Origin of the sequence: Rhizomonospora bruguierae (assembly GCF_018397995.1) — a bacterium.
GTDB classification, from domain to species: Bacteria; Actinomycetota; Actinomycetes; order Mycobacteriales; family Micromonosporaceae; genus Rhizomonospora; species Rhizomonospora bruguierae.
Genome location: NZ_BBQH01000014.1, coordinates 31,951 through 52,405, shown reverse-complemented (window position 1 = coordinate 52,405; position 20,455 = coordinate 31,951). Strand labels below are relative to the sequence as shown.

At 70.7% G+C, this 20,455-nt stretch carries 17 protein-coding genes; 5 read left to right on the top strand and 12 right to left on the bottom strand.

Annotation, left to right across the window (positions count from 1 at the left end):
- The first annotated feature begins 182 nt into the window (after positions 1–182).
- On the top strand, positions 183–1,178 hold the full coding sequence (locus tag KJS59_RS05910) for a Gfo/Idh/MocA family protein (protein ID WP_213451286.1): 996 nt from the start codon (positions 183–185) through the stop codon (positions 1,176–1,178).
- Positions 1,179–1,221: 43 nt separating this feature from the next.
- On the top strand, positions 1,222–2,598 hold the full coding sequence (locus KJS59_RS05905) for a PucR family transcriptional regulator (RefSeq protein ID WP_213451285.1): 1,377 nt from the start codon (positions 1,222–1,224) through the stop codon (positions 2,596–2,598).
- Here the strand turns inward: KJS59_RS05905 and KJS59_RS05900 are convergent.
- Genes KJS59_RS05900 through KJS59_RS05890 form a run of 3 tightly spaced genes read right to left on the bottom strand, consistent with a single transcriptional unit; the run spans position 2,561 to position 4,982 of the window.
- Positions 2,561–3,295: an alpha/beta fold hydrolase gene (locus KJS59_RS05900; RefSeq protein ID WP_213451284.1), complete on the bottom strand. Its 735-nt coding sequence runs from the start codon at positions 3,293–3,295 to the stop codon at positions 2,561–2,563. The two genes, KJS59_RS05905 and KJS59_RS05900, sit on opposite strands and share 38 nt — an antisense overlap.
- Positions 3,295–3,822 (bottom strand): carboxymuconolactone decarboxylase family protein, encoded by a 528-nt coding sequence (locus KJS59_RS05895; protein WP_213451283.1) that lies wholly within the window; start codon positions 3,820–3,822, stop codon positions 3,295–3,297. The genes KJS59_RS05900 and KJS59_RS05895 overlap by 1 nt, the downstream gene beginning before the upstream one ends.
- 38 nt (positions 3,823–3,860) lie before the next feature.
- On the bottom strand, positions 3,861–4,982 hold the full coding sequence (locus tag KJS59_RS05890) for an LLM class flavin-dependent oxidoreductase (protein WP_213451282.1): 1,122 nt from the start codon (positions 4,980–4,982) through the stop codon (positions 3,861–3,863).
- Between the two features lie 149 nt (positions 4,983–5,131).
- Between KJS59_RS05890 and KJS59_RS05885 the strand changes: the two genes are divergently transcribed.
- On the top strand, positions 5,132–6,082 hold the full coding sequence (locus KJS59_RS05885) for an NAD(P)-dependent oxidoreductase (protein WP_213451281.1): 951 nt from the start codon (positions 5,132–5,134) through the stop codon (positions 6,080–6,082).
- On the opposite strand, the gene KJS59_RS05880 is transcribed toward KJS59_RS05885, so the two are convergent.
- Complete coding sequence (locus tag KJS59_RS05880) at positions 6,056–6,844, bottom strand: SDR family NAD(P)-dependent oxidoreductase (RefSeq protein ID WP_213451280.1); 789 nt, start codon at positions 6,842–6,844, stop codon at positions 6,056–6,058. The genes KJS59_RS05885 and KJS59_RS05880 overlap by 27 nt on opposite strands.
- Positions 6,841–7,536, bottom strand: coding sequence for a cyclase family protein (locus tag KJS59_RS05875; RefSeq protein ID WP_213451279.1), 696 nt, complete (start codon positions 7,534–7,536; stop codon positions 6,841–6,843). The genes KJS59_RS05880 and KJS59_RS05875 overlap by 4 nt, the downstream gene beginning before the upstream one ends.
- 124 nt (positions 7,537–7,660) lie before the next feature.
- Here KJS59_RS05875 and KJS59_RS05870 point away from each other — a divergent pair, with 124 nt between their 5' ends.
- Positions 7,661–8,878 (top strand): PucR family transcriptional regulator, encoded by a 1,218-nt coding sequence (locus KJS59_RS05870; protein WP_213451278.1) that lies wholly within the window; start codon positions 7,661–7,663, stop codon positions 8,876–8,878.
- 22 nt (positions 8,879–8,900) lie between these two features.
- Here KJS59_RS05870 and KJS59_RS05865 read toward each other — a convergent pair whose 3' ends face one another.
- The 7 genes from KJS59_RS05865 to KJS59_RS05835 form a co-directional block, all read right to left on the bottom strand.
- The gene (locus KJS59_RS05865) at positions 8,901–10,157 is read right to left on the bottom strand and encodes an LVIVD repeat-containing protein (protein ID WP_213451277.1); all 1,257 of its coding nucleotides are present in this window, start codon (positions 10,155–10,157) and stop codon (positions 8,901–8,903) included.
- A gap of 48 nt (positions 10,158–10,205) precedes the next feature.
- Positions 10,206–11,249: a zinc-dependent alcohol dehydrogenase gene (locus KJS59_RS05860; protein WP_213451276.1), complete on the bottom strand. Its 1,044-nt coding sequence runs from the start codon at positions 11,247–11,249 to the stop codon at positions 10,206–10,208.
- Positions 11,246–12,004, bottom strand: a complete 759-nt coding sequence (locus KJS59_RS05855; protein ID WP_213451275.1) for an SDR family NAD(P)-dependent oxidoreductase — start codon at positions 12,002–12,004, stop codon at positions 11,246–11,248. Before KJS59_RS05855 ends, KJS59_RS05860 begins: the two co-directional genes overlap by 4 nt.
- 67 nt (positions 12,005–12,071) lie before the next feature.
- Entirely contained in the window at positions 12,072–13,127 is a 1,056-nt protein-coding gene (locus KJS59_RS05850; RefSeq protein WP_213451274.1) for an ABC transporter permease, read from the bottom strand.
- The gene (locus tag KJS59_RS05845; RefSeq protein ID WP_213451273.1) at positions 13,124–14,668 is read right to left on the bottom strand and encodes a sugar ABC transporter ATP-binding protein; all 1,545 of its coding nucleotides are present in this window, start codon (positions 14,666–14,668) and stop codon (positions 13,124–13,126) included. The genes KJS59_RS05850 and KJS59_RS05845 overlap by 4 nt, the downstream gene beginning before the upstream one ends.
- A 75-nt stretch (positions 14,669–14,743) precedes the next feature.
- Complete coding sequence (locus tag KJS59_RS05840) at positions 14,744–15,997, bottom strand: substrate-binding domain-containing protein (protein ID WP_213451272.1); 1,254 nt, start codon at positions 15,995–15,997, stop codon at positions 14,744–14,746.
- Positions 15,998–16,093: 96 nt separating this feature from the next.
- Entirely contained in the window at positions 16,094–16,924 is an 831-nt protein-coding gene (locus tag KJS59_RS05835; RefSeq protein ID WP_213451271.1) for a sugar phosphate isomerase/epimerase family protein, read from the bottom strand.
- A gap of 406 nt (positions 16,925–17,330) precedes the next feature.
- Here KJS59_RS05835 and KJS59_RS05830 point away from each other — a divergent pair, with 406 nt between their 5' ends.
- A complete protein-coding gene (locus tag KJS59_RS05830; RefSeq protein WP_213451270.1) occupies positions 17,331–20,438 on the top strand; it encodes a S8 family peptidase in 3,108 nt (1,035 codons plus the stop codon).
- Positions 20,439–20,455: the final 17 nt, after the last annotated feature.

The window sequence follows — 20,455 nt, the reverse complement described above, 5'->3', positions numbered from 1 at the left end:
CAAGCCGGTGCGCCGCACGGGTTCACTAGCGTCCGGCGTGAGTTTCCGGACGAAACGGTGGCGCTGCCCGTGATGCGGGATCCGGCCGTTACCGCCGGACTCACGTAAACGCACAACATGCCGGCCCGAATTCACGCGGCACGGCACTCACTTGGGTGCAACCGGCCGCTTAACTCGGAGCCATGCTGAACGTGGCCGTGATCGGACTGGGCTGGTGGGGTCGCAAGATGGTTGCCGATCTGCGGGCCAGCGACTCCGTGCGGGTCGTACTCGGCGTGGACCCGACGCCGGCGGGCCGGGCCGCCGCGGCCGCCCTGGGCGTCCCGGTGAGCAGCGACCTCGGTGCGGCGCTTCGGGACGCCAGCGTGGAAGCGGTCGTGCTGTGCAGCCCGCACGCCGTGCACGCGGCGCAGATCATCGCCTCCGCCGCGGCGGGCCGGCACGTCTTCTGCGAGAAGCCGCTGGCGACGACGCGTGCGGAGGCCAGCCGGGCCGTCACGGCGTGCCAGGAGGCGGGGGTGGTGCTCGGTGTCGGACACGAGCGCCGCTTCGAGCCCCCCGTGATGCGCCTGAGGGACCTGTGCGCGGCGCGGGCGATCGGCCAACCGCTGGTGTTCGAGGGCAACTTCAGCCAGAACAAGTTCCTCGCGCTGCCGCGCGACAACTGGCGTCTTTCGGCCGAGGCGGCTCCGGTCGGCCCCCTCTCCGCCACGGGTATCCATCTCGTGGACCTTGCCGTGGCGGTGCTCGGTCGGCCCTGTCAGGTCCTGGCCACCCTGTCCAATCGGGCCACCGGCTTCGCCAACGGTGACACGCTCACCATCCACCTGGGCTTCGATGGTGGGCGGACGGCCCTGATCACGGCCTGCCTGACGACGCCGTTCCTGGGCCGCGTGTGCGTCATCGGGTCGCGGGGATGGGCCGAGATCCGGGACCGCGAACATCCCGAGGACCCGCAGGGCTGGGACATGACGGTCGCGCTCGACGGGAGTGCGCCCGCGACGACGAAGCATCCGCCGCACCCCGCGGTCCGTTCGAACGTGGAGGCGTTCGCCGCGGCGGTCCGCGGAACGGCCCCCTACCCCGTTGCGGCCCACGAGATGCTGGCCACCGCGGCGGCGTTCGAGGCCATCACGCGCTCAGTGAGGAGTCACCGTGTTGAGCCGATCAATTACTGAGCGTGACTACCGCGGTAAACGGTCTGACGTTACGCTCGCGCATGTGAGAGAGGGTCCAGCGCTGGTACGGCCGATCAAGGGGATCGCCGCCGGACATCGCAACCCGGCCGCGGATGCCGCCGCGCCGCACCCCCTCGGGTCACCCCGGGCAGCCGTCGACATCCCCGAGGTGGTTCAGGCCACGGCCGAGGCGCTCGACACGGCCGGCCTGGCCGAGTACGTCTTCCAGCGCTGCCGGGATCTCATCTTCTCCGCCCACGTCCACGACTCCGACTTCCTCCAGAGCCTGCGGGCGAGCATCAACCAGAACGTCACCGGGCTGCGCGACGTGATCACCGGTCGGGTGACGATGGACGAACTCCAGCTCGATGACGTCCACCGCTTCGCGCACGTGCAGGCGATGCTGCGGATCCCGCAGCGCCTCCTGCAACGCTCCTACCGGGTGGCCTTCTACACCCAGTGGGAGGCGTGGAGCGACGCGCTGCGGCAGCACCTCGTCACCACCCAGCTCCCCCTCGACGCCGCGCTGAGCGCCCTACACGCGCTCACCGAGACCGTGCTGCATTACCAGGACCACGTGGCCTCCCAGGTCGCGGACATCCACACCCGCGAGTCCGACGCGCTCAGCCAGTCTCGGGTACACATCCGGCACAGCCTCGTCAAGACGCTGCTGGAGGACGACAGCGCGCAGCTGAGCCCGGCGGATTTGGCGGTCCTCGACTACCCGTTGGAGCACCATCACGTGGCCGTGCTGCTGCCGGAGGTCTCCGAAGCGCTGGCGACGCGGATCGCCGGCGGGATCCGGCAGGCGACCGGGGCGCACGGGACCCTTGCCTACCCGCTGTCGCTGTCCAGCTCGATGCTGTGGATCAGCCGGGTCGAGTCCTGGCGGCCGGCGATCGCCGCGCGCCTCGACAACGTCCTGCACCGGCTCGGCGTGCTCGCCGCCATCAGCCAGCCGCAGCGGGGCCCCGAGGGCTTCCGGCGCTGCTTCGAGCAGGCCGTCCAGACCGACGAGGTCCGCGCGGCCTGGCTGCACAGTGACCCGCACGGCGCCCCGGCGGTGGTGCGGTACGCCGACGTGGGCCTGGAGGCCCTGGTGCTCCAGGACCACGAGATGGCGCACAACTTCGTGCTGGCCGAGCTGGGCGACCTGGCGGCGGACACCAGCGAGGCGCAGAAGCTGCGCGACACGCTCGAAGCGTCCTTCCGGCTCGGCAGCCACGTCGCGACGGCGGAGCACCTGGGACTGCACGAGCACACCATCCGAAACAGGCTGCAACGCGCCGAGGAGATCCTCGGCCGGCCCCTGCCCGAGCGCCGTACCGAGCTTCAGGTGGCGCTGCGCATGTTTCGGCTGCTCAACGCCCAGCCCGCCGGAGTCACGCCGCTGCCAGGAAGTCGGTCAGGGCGGCCGTGAACTCCACGGGCTGCTCGAGGACCGCCGCGTGCCTGGCGTCGGCCAGCCACCGGATGCGGGCGCCGGGGATCTGATCGGCGAGCCAGCTCGCCGCGGCGACGAACGCCGGCCCGTCCTGCGACCCGCACACCACCAGGGTCGGGTGGCCCAGGCGAGGGACGCCCTGCCGGGTATCGGCCACCTCAAGCGCCTCGCACGTGCGCGCGTACGACTCCGGGTCCATGGCCAACAGAACCTCCCGCGCCCGGCTGACCTCTTCCGGGTGCGCGGCGCGAAAGGCCGGCGAGAACCACATGGTCTCCATCGCCGCCGCCAACGGCGCGAGTCCGGTACGCCGGGCCGTGGCGGCCCTGTCACGCCAGCCCTGCCGCAGCTCCTCGGGGTAGGTCGCCACCGTGTCGACGAGCACGAGTCGTCCGACCCGATGCCCCTCCCGCAGGGCGACCACCTGCGCGACCAGCCCGCCCAGTGACACCCCGACCAGGTCGACGACGCCCAACCCCTCGACCCGCCGGACAACGTCGTCCGCGAACTGCTCGATCCGTGCCCCCGGGGGCGGCCGCTCGGCCCCGCCGTGCCCCAGCAGGTCGAGGACGACGACCTCACGGTGCTCGGAGAGCAGCCGGACGACGGGCTTCCAGAACGACGAATCGGCACCCAACGGGTGCAGGAGGACCACGCGGTTCGAGCCCGGCATCACTTCTCCTCCGGCAGGCGGGGGCCCGGTGGCACCGGCGTACGCACGGCGTTCATGGTCAGGGCCAGGGTGGTGTAGTAGCCGATCAGGGCGAACACCTCGGCCAGCTCCGCGTTGCTGAACAGCGACGCCGCGCGGTCGTACACCGCGTCGGAGACCCCCCGCCGGTGTTGGAGCTCCGTGGCCAGGTCCCACAGGGCGAGGACCGCCTGGTCGTCTGTGGACGGGCGCCGGCCGTGGGCCACGTCGTCGACGACATCGAGCGCAAGCCCCTCGGCCACGGCGATCGGCTGATGCACGACCCACTCGAAGTCCTGGTGCCACACCTGCGAGACGACGAGGATGACCAGCTCCCGCAGGTCCCCACGCAGGCCTCCCCGGTAACGCAGCTGCGCACCGAGCGTCTGCACCAGGGTGAGCACCTCGGGCGTGTGCACGAACGGAACGAAGCACGCGAGCAGCGCACCGCGCGGGCCGCTGCGCACGGCTTCGATCGCGGCCCTGGCCCGCTCTGTGAGCTGGTCCACGGGGGGCATGGGCATCCGGTCCGGCCCACTCGTCAGGCTCATGAAGGATGGCCTGCCCCCGGCGCGGCGGGGGCGGACTCCCCCAGCGCCGGGATCACCTGCGTCGCCATCAGCTCCATCGAACGCTTGGCCAGCTCCGGCTCCACCCAGTCGAGGCCGGCGTAGACCAGCTCACCGAACTCCCCCACCGTGTCCCGGAAGGTAGCCAGCTGCTCCGCCACGGACTCGGGTGTGCCGGCGATGACCAGATCCGCGAGCACCCGGTCGAGCGTCACCTCGCTGTCGGGCTCGTCTCGCGAGTGCTTGAACAGGTCGAGCCGGCCCAGGCGCGACATCTTGGTCAGCATCTGTGCATAGTAGAACCGGTAGGGGCTGTCCTCCCGCTCGAACGCGTACGCGCGGGCCGTGGGCTCGTCGTCGGCCACGAACACGGTCCGCGCGATCCGCCAATCCCGGGGGTCGGCCACCGCCCCCGCCTCCCGGCGCCCCTGGACGTAGTTGGGCCAGTGCGACGCGACCCACTTGGGCAGGAGGAAGTTCGCCGACAGCGGGTGGAAGTCGGCCCGGCCCATCGCGATCACACCCTTGGAGAACGGCGCCACAACGGTGCCGACGATCTCCGGTCGGGGCTGCTGGTAGGGCTTGGGGAGCACGCCGACGCCGAGCTGCCGGTCCAGCGTCTGCGCCGTGCTCACCACGAACCGGCCGCTCGGGGAGGTGAGGTCGTAGGGCGGGTCCGCGGCCCAGATCCGCGTGACGATATCGATGGCGTCGGCGAAGAGGGCGTTCCGGTCCTGGTCGAGGATCCCGAGCGCCTCGGCGTCGGACGCGAGCGCGCCGGGGCTCACGCCGAGGATGAAGCGCCCCCCGCTCAGGTGGTCGAACATCGCCGAGTTCGCCGCGACCAGGACGGGGTGCTGCTGCGACAGGTTGGTGGTCCCCGTGGCGAGCCGGATGTTCGTCGTCTCGGAGATCAGCGTCGCCAGGAAGAGCAGGCTGTTGGTGATGTTCTCGTGCTCGTCGGTGAGGTGCTCACCGATGAAGGCGTCGTGGAAGCCCAACCGGTCGGCCTCGATCACGGCTTCGCGGTCCTCGGCCAACGTCTCGTGCCACGGCCTCCCCTTCGGATGGAGCGGCATGGAAAAGTAGCCAAGCCTCATCGCTTCTACCCTTCGTGGTCGTCGTAGCGGCCGCGCCAGTCAACCCCGGCGCGACGTGCCGGTGCACTGGCGGTGACGCCGAATTCGCCGCCCCGTACTCACGGCAACCGCCAATGCGCGGCCGGGCGACGACGGCTTGAATGATCGTCATGGCCGGACTCTCCGCCACCGCAGGTGGCCGCCGTCCCGTCGGGCTGGTGGGCCTGGGGATCATGGGATCAGCGCTCGCCCAGCACCTCATCGCTCGCGGTCACGAGGTGGTCGGGTACGACGTGAGCGAAGACCGCATGGCCGAGCATGCGCAGCGCGGCGGGTCGGGTGCCGGCGCGGCGCGCGAGGTCGGTGCGCGCTGTTCGCTGACGATCACGTCCCTCCCCTCGGATGAGGCGCTCCTGGCCGCCCTCACCGGTCCCGCGGGGTTGCTTGCCACGGCTGCCGAGCGGCACGTCGTCGTCGAGACCAGCACGCTGTCCCCCGAGGTCAAGCGCGCCGCTCGCGCGACGTGCGCGGCGCGGGGGGTGTATCTGCTCGACTGCCCGCTCAGCGGGACCGGCGCGCAGGCGCGGGAGGGCGATCTCGTGGCGTTCCTCAGCGGGGACGACCGGGACGCCAAGGCGGTGGCCACCTCGGTCCTGACGGGCGTCGTGCGCCGGGTCGTGGACGTGGGGGCGTTCGGCAACGGCACCGCCGTCAAGCTCATCGCGAACCTTCTGGTCGCCGTGCACAACGCCGCGGCCGCCGAGGCCGTCCTGCTCGCGGAGCGGGCGGGCCTCGACCCGAGGCTGGTCATCGACGCGGTAGCCGACGGCGCCGGCGGCTCCCGCATGTTGCGCGCACGCGGCCCGCTGATGGCCGAGCGCCGCTTCCGGCCGGCCACGGCCACGCTGCGCACCATGGCCAAGGACCTCGAACTCATCGAGGCGTTCGCCCGCGGTCAGCACAGCCCCACCCCCCTGCTCGACGTCACGTCGACGCTGTACCGGGCCACCTCGTCGCTCGAGCCGGACGACCTGGACAGCGCGGCGGTGTTCGCGACGCTGCTGAGGCTCTGCCCGCCACCCGACGACGCGGGCTCAGCGACCGACCATGCCCGCCGATAGATCGATGTCGGCGGCGGTCAGGCCGGGCATGTGCAGCATGGCGACGACCGCGTGGGCGACCTCGTCCTCCGTCAGCATGCGGTGCAGCGCGGCACGGGAGACGTACGCCCGCTCGGCCTCCGCATAGCTCGTGCCCGTGCGCTGCGCTTCGAGCGTGAAGTTGCGCACCATGCGCGGCCCGGCGACCGGTCCGGGCGAAAGCGAGTTCACCGTGATCCCCAAGGGCCCCACCTCCAGGGCCAACGTCGTCGTCAGGCCGATCACGGCGAGCTTGGAAGCGGCGTACGGGGTGCGCCGGGCGAGCGGGCGCTTGCCCGTCACCGACGCGATGTTGATGATGTCCCCCCGCCGCCGCTCGATCATGCCCGGTAGGACCGCCCGGCACATGAGGAACGTGCCGCGCACGTTGACGTGGAACACCTCGTCCCACTCGTCGGCGCGGATGTCCGTCAGCGGCGCGACCGGGCCGGCCACACCGGCGTTGTTGACCAGGATGGAGATCTCCTCGTCGGCCACCTCCGCCGTCACGCTCGCCACCGCGGCGGGGTCGGCCACGTCGACCGTGGCGACGCGAATCGACCCCGCCAGGTCGGCCGCCTCGTCCGCGAGCCTGCTCAGCTTGCCCTCGTCGCGCCCGGCGGCGATGACGCGGGCGCCGCGCTCGACCAGGGCCAGGGCGATGCGTCGGCCGAGACCGTTGCCGGCTCCGGTCACCATCGCGGTGCGACCGGCGATCCGGTCGTGGGTGGACAGCGGGGTCACGGGGTCTCGTCCAGGAGAGCCACCGCACGGGTGGGGCCGCCGTGCGCGCCGATCACCTTCAAGGGAAAGCCGACGAAGGTGAACCGCCGGCCGATCAGCTGGTCGAGGTTCGCCAGGTTCTCGTAGTGGGTGATGCGGTGCTCTCGGCACATCATGTGACACGGGTAGGTCTTGCTCGCGGGGTTGTCCGGCGTGGGGCTGTCCACGCCGAACGTCTTCACGCCGCGTTCGTGGATCCAGTCGCTGGCGGACTCGCCCAGTCCCGGAAAGTCGGTCAGGTAGCGGGGGTCGCCGGCGTAGCGACCGTGGGTGCCGGTGTGGAGCAGCAGGATGTCGCCCGGCTCCACGGCGACCCGCGCCGCGGCCTCGGCGGCGTCGAGGTGCGCCGCGGTGATGTCCTGCCTGGCCGGCACGGCGGAGACGTCGAGGCAGACCGCCGGGCCGTAGAACAGCGCGAGCGGCATCTGGTCGATCGTCTGGGCCGAGGGGTCGGGATCCAGGTGGGAGAAGGAGTCGACGTGCGTGGGGCCGTTGTCGTTGATCATGAAGCCCTTGGTCTGGAAGGAGAAGCCGCCCTCGAACCGCGGCGCCGTCTCGGCGTGGGTGGCATGGTCGAACACCACGGTCTTCAGGTGTCCCGGGTAGACCTGCATGCCCTCGTAGATGTCCTGCGATAGGTCGACCAACTTCATTTCGCACTCCTGCCGCCACCCACCCGGACCGCCCGGGTACCGTGCTGACGCTAGGCTGGCGGGCACGGACATGCATCCGACGAGCATCGGAATCGCCTCCGTCAGAGCAAGGAGCAGGATGCCGATGCGGCAGCAGCCCGAAGGCACCGATCGCGCCGATCCCGCGCCCGCGGGGTTCGCCAACGATCTCTTCGCGATCGCAGACCAGGTCGCCGCGGGCGTCGGCGGCCCGGTGATCATCGAGGACGCCGGCTTTCGGGTCCTCGCCTACTCGGCGTACCTGGGCGAGGCCGACCGGGGCCGGACGGAGGCCATCCTGGGTCGTCGCATACCGCAGGAGTGGCTCGACCACCTACAGGCTTCGAACCTGCTCGCCCGCCTGGTGACCTCCCGCGAGGTCGTCGAGGTGCGCGACGGGCCGTGGCAGGCGCGGCGGCGGCTGATCGTGGGGGTCCACGAGCACGGCCGGCACGTGGGCGTGATCTGGGCGACCGAGACCGATCGGCGGCTCGACCGCGACGCGCGACGAGCCCTGCTGCGCGCCGCCGAGCTCGTCGCGCCGGCCCTGCACCGGCACGCCGAGTCGCTCGCCGCCGAGTCGGACCGGCGTGGCCGGCAGCTCCGGGCGATCCTCGACGGCCGGGGATCCGCGGCGGCCGTGGCCGAGCTGGGATTCCCGCTCACCGGGACGACGGCCGTGCTGGCGGTCGGGCCCGACGAGCCCGAGCGCACCGGCCAATCGTCGTTGCTGGCGCACGTCGAGCTCTGCCTCGATTCGCTGCACCAGCGGGCCGCCGCCGCGTGGTTCGGTCGCCACGTCCTGGTACTGGCCCGCGCGGACGAGGCCGGGGCCCTGCGCATCGGGCACGAGATCGTCCGGCTGGCCGGCTCCGGCCCGCTGGCAGGGGTCCGCATCGGCGTCAGTACGGCGCGCCGTGGCCCGTCCGCGCTGCCCCGGCTCAGGGAGGAGGCGGTCCGCGCGCTCGGCGCCGTGCGATCGGCGCCCGACCAGCAGGTGGTCCGGTTCGGCGATGTCGAGGCCGAACTGCTGGTCCGCGAGGTCTGCGCCACCATGGCGGGACGGCTCCAACTGGCCGGCATCGACCGGCTCCGGGCGTACGACGAGCACCGGGGCAGCGACCTGGTCACCTCACTGCGCACCTACCTGGATGCGGCCTGCTCGCTGCGCGGTGCGGCCAAGGCGCTCGGCGTGCACCCGACCACCATGCACTACCGCCTGACCCGCGTCGGGGAGGTGTCCGGCCTGGACCTGCACGACCCGGAGGTGCGCCTGGCCGCCGGGCTGGTGCTCCGGCTTCGCCCCGACGAGCCGGGCGCCTGACGGCCGGCGACCCGCCCGACCGTCAGTCCTGGCGCAGGATCGTGATGCCCGTGTTCTTCTCCGAGAAGTAGATGAACCCGCGCCGGTCCACGAGGACGTCTTCGACCTGGGTGACCAGGGTGCGCGGAAGCGGACCGCGCCGGCTGGGCGGGTCGTCGGGGATGTGGTAGGCGGTGACGAAGGGGTCCCGTGGATCGCTGATGTCGTAGATCTGCAGGCCGGCGTTGAAGTAGGTGAGGTGGACGGTGTTCTCGACCGGGGCCAGGCACGCCTGTCCCTGGGGCTGGTGCTGGTTGTGCGGACCGAACCGCCCGCCCTTCGCGGCGAAGCCGCGCCCGGGGTAGCCCCGTGGGGGACGCGGCTGGGGGAACAGCGAGATGAGGATCGGGTCGGTCTCGTCGCTGACGTCCACGATGCCGGCGACGTTCACCGGTTCGTTGCAGTTCTCGTTCAGCGCCTCGCTGTTGACCAGGACCAGGCCCCGGTCGGGTAGCGGCATGGCCGTGTGGAGGGCGATGGAGCTGCCCAGCGGGGGGTAGAACGACAGGTTCGACACGAGCGTCGGGTTCGCCTCGTCCGATACGTCGAGGATCACCAGTCCCGCGCGCATCCAGGGCGCGTAGACCCGGTCGCCCTCGCGGTAGGCGCCGCCGTGCAGCGACAGGTTGTGCTGCTTGGTCGCGGCGACGTCGGGGAACGGTTTGCCCTTGCGCAGGCGGTCCCGGTCGGCGTCGGGGTAGCTCTCGCCGGCGGCGGCGTGCTGGCCGGGCCACCACCAGCGGCCCTTCAGCGTGGGGCGTCCCGGATCGCTGATGTCGACCGCCGCGTAGATGTGCCCCTCGAAGCCGTCCATGTTCGCCGCCGTGTGGACGAGGTCGCCCCCGGCGTAGAAGTTGCGGTGGGTTCCCGTGCCACCGCTGTCCCATCGACCGAGTTCGACGGGGTCGTCCGGGGTCGAGACGTCCCAGACGACAAACCCGTTCTGCGGGGTGCTCCGGTCGCCGGCGCTCCACCCGGTCGGGATGTGCTCAAGACCGGTGATCATGCGACCGTCGGCGACCTGCACCTGGATCGTCCAGGTCGCCGACGGTCCGGGGATCCACCGCAGCAGCCGCGGACGCTCGGGCTCGGTGACATCGAGGATCGACAGGCCGGGCTCCCAGAGGGCGGCGACGTAGAGGAAGAACCGGTTGTCCACCTCCTGCATGGCGAGCTTGAATCCGGACCGGCCGTCGAGGTCGTGGTAGCCGACCTCGGTCACGCCGTGGGAAAAGGGCATCGCGCGAGGTACCTTTCGTGCTCTCGGTGCGGGTCCCGGCCGTGGCGCTCAGCCGGCGTAATCGAGGACGACCCCCATGGCGCTGCCGGGGTCGGTGTCCAGAACGGCGTAGCCCTCCGCGGCGCGGCCGAAGGGCAGCACGTGCGTCACCTCGGTGACCAGGCTCGGGTCCCGCAGCAGCTGGAACGACGTGTGCATCCGCCGCTGCATGGTCCACCGCGGCCGCAGCGGGCCGCCCATCGTGCTGACCTGGGAGCTGACCAGGTGTAGCCGTCCATAGTGGAACTTCGGCGCCAGCACCAGGGGTACCTGCCTGTTCCCGAAGAACGACACGACGACGACTGTGGCCTCCTGGCCGGCCACATCGATGGCCGACTGGAGCGCCGCCGGGGCTCCGGTGGCCTCGACGCAGATGTCCGCACCCCGCCCGGCGCTGGCCTCGTCGACGGCGCCCGCGACCTCATCCGGCGTCACCGCCCGGTCGGCACCCCACGACAGGGCCAGCTCGCGGCGGTGCGGCAGCGGGTCGACGACGATCAGGTGCCCCGCCGTGCGGCGGGCGAGCTGCGCCGTGAGGCTGCCGACGATGCCCTGGCCGTACACGACGACCACGTCGCCGTGGCGCACCGGCACGTCCAGGTTGCAGTTGAGCGCCACGTCGAGGAGGTTCGCGAAGACCGCACGCCGCGGGTCGAGCCCCGCCGGCACCTCGAACAGGAGCATCGGGTCCGGCCGCATCGTGAACAGTTCCTGGTGCGGGTGCCGCGCGAACACCGTCTGCCCCACGGCGTACGGCGCGTCGGGCCCGACCGCGACGACCTCGCCGACCACCTGGTAGGCGTACTTGACCGGGAAGCCGAAGCTGCCGGCGCAGGTCTCGAGGCCGAGGTCGTCGTCCGGGTCCAACTGTCCACGGTAGACCAGCATCTCGGTACCCGGGCTGATCAGGGATGCCTTGGCGCGCACCGTGACCTGGTCGCCGGCCGGCTCGGGGACGGCTTCGGCCAGGACCTCGGGCGTCCGTTCGGCGGTGAACCAGAGCGCCCGGGCGGTGGCGGCACCCGATGCCCGCCGCTGCGGAACGGTGGTCATCCGGCGTACCCGATCTTGACCATGCCGCCGTTGGCATTGAGCACCTCGCCGGTCACCCAGGCCGCGTCGTCGGACACCAGGAACGCGAGCGGCCCGGCAAGGTCCTCGGGCAGGCCGGGCCGCCCGATCGCCTGCAGGCCGGCGAAGTACTCGAAGGCCCTGCCGTGCGTCTCACCGGTCGTGGCCGTCTTGGTCAGCCCGGGCGCCAGGGCGTTGACCGTGACACCGTGGTCGCCGACCTCGGACGCGAGCGCCCGGGTCAAGCCGACCACGCCGGCCTTGCTCGCGGTGTAGTGGGTGTAGTTGACGTTCGTGTAGAGCAGCACGGAGGACGCGATGTTGACGATGCGGCCCCAGCGCTGTTCCTTCATGCCGGGCAGGAACCCCTGGCAGGTGAGGAAGACACCGTCCAGGTTGATCGACATCATCCGCCGCCACTGCTCGAACGTGATGTCCTCGAACGGCTGCACCGGGTAGATCGCGGCGTTGTTCACCAGGATGTCGACGTGGCCGTCCAGTTCGGTGGCGGCCCGCACGAGCGCGGCGACCGAGTCGGGGTCGGCGACGTCGGCGTGGCTGCCGACGGCCCGTCCGCCCTCGTTCTCGATGAGCTTGACGGTCTCGGCGGTCGGTCCGATGTCGGCCACCACCACGGTGGCTCCCTCGGCGGCCAGGCGCTGCGCGTAGGTCCGGCCGATGCCCGCGCCGGCACCCGTGATGACGGCGACCTTGCCGGCGAGTCTCGTGCTTGCCATGGTTGGCCCCTTCTGTCGGTGGTTGTTCGATGGGACGGGTGGTCCGCCCGCGCCGTGACGACCGGCCTCAGGTGACGCTGGGGTCGCCACCGAGCGACGCGGGCCTGCGCCGGTTGCGCACCGTCCGGGCGCTGAAGATCACCGCGGCGATGATGATGACGCCCCGCACCATGAGCTGTTCCGGATTCGCCAGCCCGATGATGACCAGTCCGTTGTTCAGCGTGCCGATCAGCAGCGAGCCGATCAGGGCACCGATGACACTCCCCTTGCCGCCGGCCAGCGCGGTACCGCCGATGATGACGGCCGCGATGACGGTCAGCAGGTCGGATCCGCCCAGGGTGTACGAGGCCGCGGCGAACTGACCGACGTACAGCAACCCAGCCAGCGATCCTCCGACGCCGCTGGCGACCAGGGCACCGACCTTCATCCGGGTGACCCGGATGCCGCTGTACCTGGCGGCCTTCTCGTTTGCCCCGGTGGCGAGCAGGCCACGGCCGGTGGCGGTCTGGGTGAGGACGAAGTGACCCAGTGCCACGATCACCACGGCCCAGATCAGCAGGGACGGGACGGGGCCGATGCTGCCCGCGCCGAAGATGTCCAGGAACGTGCGGTTGGACACCGACACCGCCTGGCTGTCGGTGATCCGGAGGCTCAGTCCGTTGAGCACACCCATGCTGCCGAGGGTCACCACGAACGACGGGATCTTGAACCACACGGTGACGAGGCCGTTGAAGAGCCCGACCGCGACGCCGATGCCGATGCTCGCCGCCACCGCGACGATCATGTTGTGGCTCTCCAGGAGCAGCGCGGCCACGAACCCGGACACCGGGACAACGGCCGCGAAGGAGAGGTCGAGCTCGCGCGATGCGATCACGAACACCGTCGGCACCGCCATGACCGTGATGGCCGTGGTCTGGCGGACGATGCTGAGCATGTTGTCCGCCGTGAGGTAGTCGGTGTCCCGCAGGTAGAGGGAGAAGCCCACGATCGTGCCGAGCACCACCACGATGAGGATCCCGGAGTTCTCTCCGGTGTACGCGCGCCAGAGCGTCTCCAGCGTCGCGCGCTTGATCCGCTCTCCCATCGCGGCCGCCCTGCTGGCCTTGATCGACTGCGTGGTCATGCCGCTTCGCCTCCGTTGAGTCCCGCTCTTTGCATCAGGTGGATGAGCCTCGGCTCGGTGAAGTCCTCGCCGTCCCGCGGCACGACGGCTCTGATGCGGCCGTCGGCGATGACGAGCACGCGGTCGGAGACGGTGAGCAGCTCCTGTAGGTCCGAGGTCACCCACAGGACACCCGTGCCCTGGTTCGCCAACTCGCCGACAATCTTGATCAACTCGGCGGCCGCCCCGACGTCCACCCCGGACGTCGGCTCGTCGAGCAGGAGCATGTCCGCCCGGGTGGCCAGCGACTTCGCCAGCACGATCTTCTGCTGGTTGCCACCCGACAGCTCGTTGACGACCTGGCGGTGGTCGCGCGCCCGGACCTTCAGGTCGCGCATGAGCTGATGCGCCAGGTCCGCACCCCTGCCGTCCCGGACGACCCGCCAGGTGGTGAGGCCCCCCAGCACCGGAAGCATGATGTTGTCGACGATCGGCTGCGTCGTGACCAGGCCGTACTCCGCCCGTTCCTCCGGGATGAGGAACAGGCGGTTGCGAATGGCGTGCTTCGGGTTACGCGGCCGGTACGACTGCCCCATGAGCCGCACGGCTCCGCCCCCGGGCCTGGCGGCGCCGAAGAGCGCTCGGAGCAGGGTGGAACGCCCACTGCCCGCGAGCCCCGCGACACCGACGATCTCTCCCCGCTTGACCGAGAAGGACAGGGGGGTCTCGAACTTCCCGGGCACGGTGAGATCGCGGACCTCGAGGGCCGGCGCGGCCGCCACGTCGACCCGGGTGACCCCTTCGGACTTCACGGCGGCCTTGCTCTCGCCCAGCATCGACGAGATCAGGTCGGGCACCGACGTCCGCGCGGGCGCGACCGAGAGGGTCACCTTGCCGCCGCGCAGAACGGTGATGTGGTCTGCCACCTCGAACACCTCGTTGAGGTGATGGGTGATCAGCACGATGCCGGCGCCGAGCCCCGCCACCCGCCTGATGAGGCGGAACAGCATCTCGATCTCGCGGTGCGACAGCGGCGCGGTCGGCTCGTCGAGGATCAGCACGTGCTCGGCCAGCCGTACCGCCTTCGCGATCTCGAGCATCTGCTGCTCCACCGGGCTCAACTGGGAGACCTGGCGGCGCAGCACGTCGGGGGAAATGCCGAGCCGCTCGGTGAGCGCCAGCGCCTCCTGCCGTTGGGCGCGGCGCCGGATCGCTCGGGTGAGCCCGATCTTCTCGTCGTTCAGGAAGAGGTTGTCCAGGCCGCTCAGCGTGTCGATCAGGCTGCGCTCCTGCATGACCATGCCCAGCCCGAGCTTGCGCGCGGTGGCCGGATGCGCGGGGGTGAGGGGCGACCCCGCGATGTGCACGGACCCCTCGGTGGGTTGGTGGACGCCGAGCGCGATCTTCATGAGCGTCGACTTCCCCGCACCGTTGTGGCCGACGACGGCGTGGACGGAGCCGGGCTCGACCGCGAAGTCGACCCGGTCCAGAACCCGGACCTCACCGAACCGCATGCTCACCCCACGCAGGTCGAGAGCCCTGCCGGCCGCGTCGTTCGTCACTGCCCCACTACTCCCTCGTGGTCCGACTCCAGGCGGCGTCCGCGGGTGCGGACGCCGCCGTGGGTGGTGCGGTCCTCAGCCGACCTTCTTGCCGTCACAGCAGGGCCACGACGGGCCGTGCATCATGTCCCAGGCGTCCTTGACGTTGTCGGAGTTGGCGGCGAAGGTCGGGACGATCACGAACGGCGGGGTCTCGACGCCGATCTCGTTGAGCGCCGCGATCATGGCCAGCGCCCGGCCACCGTCGTAGATGTCCTGCGCCATGTCGACGGTGATGACGCCATCGTTCTGGAGGTGCTCGGCGCCGGTGACATCCAGGTCCATGGTGACGATGTCCACCTGGCGGCCGAGCGCCTTGATCGCCGCGATCTGGCCCAGCGCCGGCGGGTCCTCCCAGGCGGCGAACAGGACGTCGACCTCCGGGTGCCGCACCAGGAACGCCTGGGTCGCGGCCTGGACGTTGTTCGGGTCGTTGTAGCCGGAGTTCGGCCGGGCCGGGTCCGGCTCGCCGCCGTCGGCGATCACCTTGATGTGCGGGTGCTTCTTGAGACCGTCGAGCAGGCCCCGCTCACGCAGCAGGATCGGCGGCACGTTGTTGATCCAGTGCAGGTAGCCCAGGTTGGCGCCGTCCGGGTAGCGGGTCGCGATGGCATCCGCCATCTGCAGGCCGAGATTGTAGAAGTCGTAGCCGACCAGGCCCGAGAGGTCGCCGTCCGGTCCGATCTTCCAGCCCTCGGCACCGACGCCCCAGGAGACGATCTGGATGTCCGCGGCGCGGGCGGGCCCCATGATCGCGGCGAACTGCTTCGGATCGACCGTCCCACCGGTGAAGACGATATTGGGGTGCAGCGGCATCACGGCGGCCAGGTTGCCGGCCAGACCGTTGGGGTCGAACGCGAAGCTGGTCTCCCGGACGACCTTGATGCCGACGGCCGCCATCACGTCCTTGAAGCCCTGCCGGATGACCTGGTTGTAGAGCACCTGGTCCCAGTCGAGGATGGCGGCCTTGAGGTTCTTCCCGCAGATCTCCTTCGCCTGCTCCGGAGTGATCTTCAGGTCGGTCCACCAGGTCGGCTCCAGCGACTGGTCGGCGCCGAGGTTGTCGGACCGGATGGTCATCTGCGAGATGTCCGGCACGGCGCTCTTCGGGTTGAGCGATGCGGGGATCTCCCGATGGGTCAGGGCCGAAAGGTCCAGGTTGCCGCAGTCCGTGGAGGCGGTGGCGGAACCGCCTCCACCACCGCAGGCGGCCAGCAGCGTGCAGGCAAGTCCCAGGACGACACCGTACGCCAGCCGGGGTACGGTGGTCCTTCCTCTTCTGGTCAACACTCGTCTCTCCTTTACCGGGCGCAGCTTCCGCGCCGTACCTACGACTTGTGATGCGGCGGGTGCCGAGCTCGCGGACTAAGCTGGCGACCGATCACCTCACTCGATTCCGCAGAGCTCAGCGAACTTCTGCCTGCCTTCGGACACCCACGCACGCTGGGGCCGGCGCCAGAGCGAGTCGGGGAACTGCGGGTCGGAGAAGATCTCGAGGTCGTACCAGCCGGTGAAGCCGCCGCGCTCCAGCGCCCGCACCATGGCCGGCAGGTCGATCACACCGTCGCCGGGCAGGATTCGGTCCATGTTGGCGCGGAAGGGCAGCCGGTAGTCGCTGAGCTGGACACCGGCGATCACGTCCGCGTGCTTCTCGATCATCGGCAGCACGCCAGGCGAGTCCCACATGTGCCAGGTGTCGAGGATGATGCGAAGATCCGGGTCGACGTCCTCGATCAACTGGAGCCCGTCCGCGATCGTGTGGACGAACGTCCACTCGTCGGCGTACGACGTGCGCATGATCTCGACGGACAGCGTGACACCGACCTCCTTGGCGACGCGGGCCGCCTCCCGAAGCCCCTCGACGGCCATCGCACGGGCACGCTCGGGACCCAGGTCACCGGCCGGCCCGGTGATCACGAAGACGGTGGCGGGATTCGTGACGGCCAGCCGGCGGATGCCCCGCAGCACCTGCGCCAGGCGCGTCTCGTACGTGGGCCCTCCGGACACCGCCGGGCTGGGGAGCAGCGTCAGCGTCGCGGGGCAGGCGATGGTCACGGGGACGCCCGCGTCCGCCAGGGCGGCCGCCGCGGCGTTCTCATCCTCCGGGAACTTCGACTCGTCGGCGCCGAGCCCGATGCCGAGTTCGGCGCAGAGCGCGACGTCCTCGTCAAAGCTGGTCCCAGGAAGCCCGAGCTGACACACCGAGAAACGAGTCACCAGTCGACCTTTCGTGGCAGCGGTATCCGTCCGTCTCATCCGGGATGTCGGCCAGGTAAGCATTCACCCCTTGTGACGGTAGACACATGCTATGAACGTGGCCCTCACCCTCACCATGTGGTGATCCGTGAGTTTGCCGCCGGATTCATGACGGCGCGCGATAGCCCCTGCCGTGCCCGGGACGGCGCCGCGAGCGGATGCCTCCCGGACGGGGCCTGCCCGGGCTGGCACGCCGGCGTGCGAGTTCCACACCGGTCTCGTCGACCGTCCAAACACGGTCCGCGGCGTCGTTTACCGCCACACCACCCGACCGCGGCAAAACGCCCGAGCGAGGCTAGTAATCGACGCCCATCACGTGTAGAAGTCAGTAACCGCCCCGCATCACGCGGGCGTGGGAGGAGTGGAGATGAGTTCCAGACGTGTCGTGCGTCTCGCAGTGGACGTCCGGCGGGGTATCCGCCTCGCCGGCATCGGCTTCGTGGCCACAAGCCTCGCCGCACTCGGCGCTGCCGCACCGGTGCACGCCGCCGCCCCCGCCCATCGGTTCACGCCGGCGCCTGCCGGCTCGACCGTCGCCCACCAGCCGCTGGGCCTGCGCAATGCGCAGGCCACCCTGATGGTGCAGTTGGCCGGTGACCCGGTCGCCGTCGCGGAGGCCGACGCGCCCGCGCCGCTGAGCAGCAGCGAGAAGCAGGCGCACAAGAACCGGTTGAGATCTCAGCAGACTCCCGTCGAGCAGCGCGTCCGCGAACTCGGCGGCACGGTGCTCGGCGATTACCAGTCCGCGTACAACGGCGTCAAGGTACGCATGTCGGAGCGCCAGGCGACCTCGCTGCTGGACCTGCCGAACGTGGTGGCCGTGCGCCGGGTCCAGACGATGAAGCCGGACAACACCAAGGGCGTTCCGCTCATCGGCGCGCCGGCGGCGTGGGCCGGCGTGAGCGGCTTCCACGGTGAGGGCATCAAGGTCGCGGTGATCGACACCGGTATCGACTACACCCACGCCGACTTCGGCGGTCCGGGCACCCCGGAGGCGTACCGGAAGGCACACGCGAAGGAGACCGCGCCGGCCGACCCCGCACTGTTCGGTCCGAAGGCGGCCAAGGTCAAGGGCGGCATCGACCTCGTCGGTGACAGCTACAACGCCGACCCGGACAGCCCGGACTACCAGCCGGTGCCGCACCCGGACCCGAACCCGCTGGACTGCGACGGGCACGGCACGCACGTGGCCGGCACCTCGGTCGGCTTCGGCGTGCTCGCCGACGGCACGACCTACCGCGGCCCGTACAACGCCACGACGGTCAGCAGCCACGCGTGGACGGTCGGACCGGGCGTCGCGCCCAAGGCCGACCTGTACTCGATCCGCGTGTTCGGCTGCCAGGGCTCCACGGACGTCACGGTCGACGCGATCGACTGGGCGGTCGACCACGGTATGGACGTGATCAACATGTCGCTGGGCTCGCCCTTCGGCAGCGCAGACGAGCCGAGCGCGGTGGCCGCCGCGAACGCCGCCCGCAACGGCGTCATCGTCGTGGCCTCGGCCGGCAACTCCGGGCAGAACCCGTACATCACCGGCTCGCCGGCCGCCGGCACCGGCGTGATCAGCGTGGCCGCGAGCGACCCGACGGTGAACTTCCCGGGCGCGCACGTGGCGCTGAGCACCGGCGGTACCGTCGACGCGATCGACGCGAACGGCCTCACCCTGCCCGGCACCCCGCTGCCGGTGAAGGTGCTGACGACGTCGGGCGGCGGCATCTCGCTCGGCTGCGACCCGCAGGAGTACGTCAACGCGGGCGTAGCCGGCACGCTGGTCGTCGTCGAGCGCGGTACCTGCGGTCGGGTTTCCCGCGCCATCTACGGCCAGCAGGCCGGCGCGGCGGCGGTCCTGATGGTGAACACCTCGGACGGCCTGCCGCCCTACGAGGGTCCGATCACGAGCAACCCGGACACCGGTGAGGCGTACACCGTCACCATCCCGTTCCTCGGCGTCAAGAGCAGCGACGCTGCCCGGCTCGTCGCGGCGGACGGCGGCACCGCGTCACTCTCCGCGTTCAACCTGGACAACCCGGGCTACCTCGCCCCGGCGGACTTCACCTCGGGTGGCCCGCGCACCGGTGACAGCTGGCTCAAGCCGGACGTGACCGCGCCCGGCGTGAGCATCGCCTCGGCCGGCGTCGGCACCGGCACCGGCTTCGAGGTGATCTCCGGTACCTCGATGGCGGCGCCGCACACCGCGGGCATGGCCGCGCTGGTGCGCCAGGCCCACCCGACGTGGAAGAAGGTCCAGTACTGGAAGGCCGCGATCGTGAACACGGCCGACCCGGGCAAGGTGGCCGGCTACACCACGCGGGTGGCCGGTTCCGGGCTGATCCAGGCGGTCGGCGCGACCCAGACCCAGGCCGTCGCCGAGGGCGACAAGGGCACGGCGACGCTGAACTACGGCTTCGCGGAGTTGGCGAAGGACTACAAGGTCGGGAAGACCGTCAAGCTGCACAACTTCAGCAACAAGCCGGTCACGTTCGCCGTGGGTACCGCACGGGGCGCGGGCAGCCCGCACACCGTCAAGCTCAACAAGTCCCAGGTGACGATCCCCGCTCGCGGTGACGCCACCGTGCAGGTCACCCTGAGCGTGCCGGCGGCCACCGCCGGCGACTCGAGCGCGTTCAACGACGTGGCCGGCCTGGTCCGGTTCACGCCGAAGAACGGCGGCAACGGCGGCATCGCACTGTCGGTCCCGTACTACCTGGTGCCGCAGGCGATCTCCACCATCGAGACGAAGATCGACACCAAGCAGCTGGCGCGTACCGGCGCCGCGACCGCGACCGTGACCAACAAGAAGGGCGTGACCACCGGCACCGCCGACTGGTACGCCTGGGGCCTGACCGACGGCAAGGACAAGGGCCTGGGCTCCAACGACATCCGCGCGGTCGGCGCGCAGGCCTTCGACGGCGGCCTGGCGTTCGCGATCAGCACCCACCACCGCTGGTCGAACGCGGCGATGAACGAGTTCGACGTCTACGTCGACGTGAACGGCGACGGGGTGGACGACTACGTCGTCGTCGGCGTCGACTACGGGGCGGTCACGGCCGGCTCCAGCGACGGCCTGATGGTCACGGCCGTGTTCAACCTGCGCACGGGCGCCGGCTCGATCGAGTTCCTCGCCGACGCGCCGCACGACAGCAGCACGATCGTGCTGCCGGTGCTGACCAGCCAGCTCTGCGACGCCGGCTCGCCGTGCCTGTCGAAGAACAACCCGCGGCTGCGCTACCACGTCACGTCGTTCGGCCTGACCGACGACACATCGGACACGGTTGCCGGCACGGCCACCTTCAACGCGTTCACGCCGGCGGTCAGCACCGGCATGTTCGACACCGTCAAGCCGAAGAAGTCGGCGACGGAGAGGGTGACCCTGAACGCCACCGAGTTCGCGAAGTCGCCGGCCCTCGGCCTGATGGTCGTCAGCCACGACAACCGCAGCACCGACGAGGCGCAGCTCATCCCCATCCGAAAGTAACCATCACCACCGCCAGC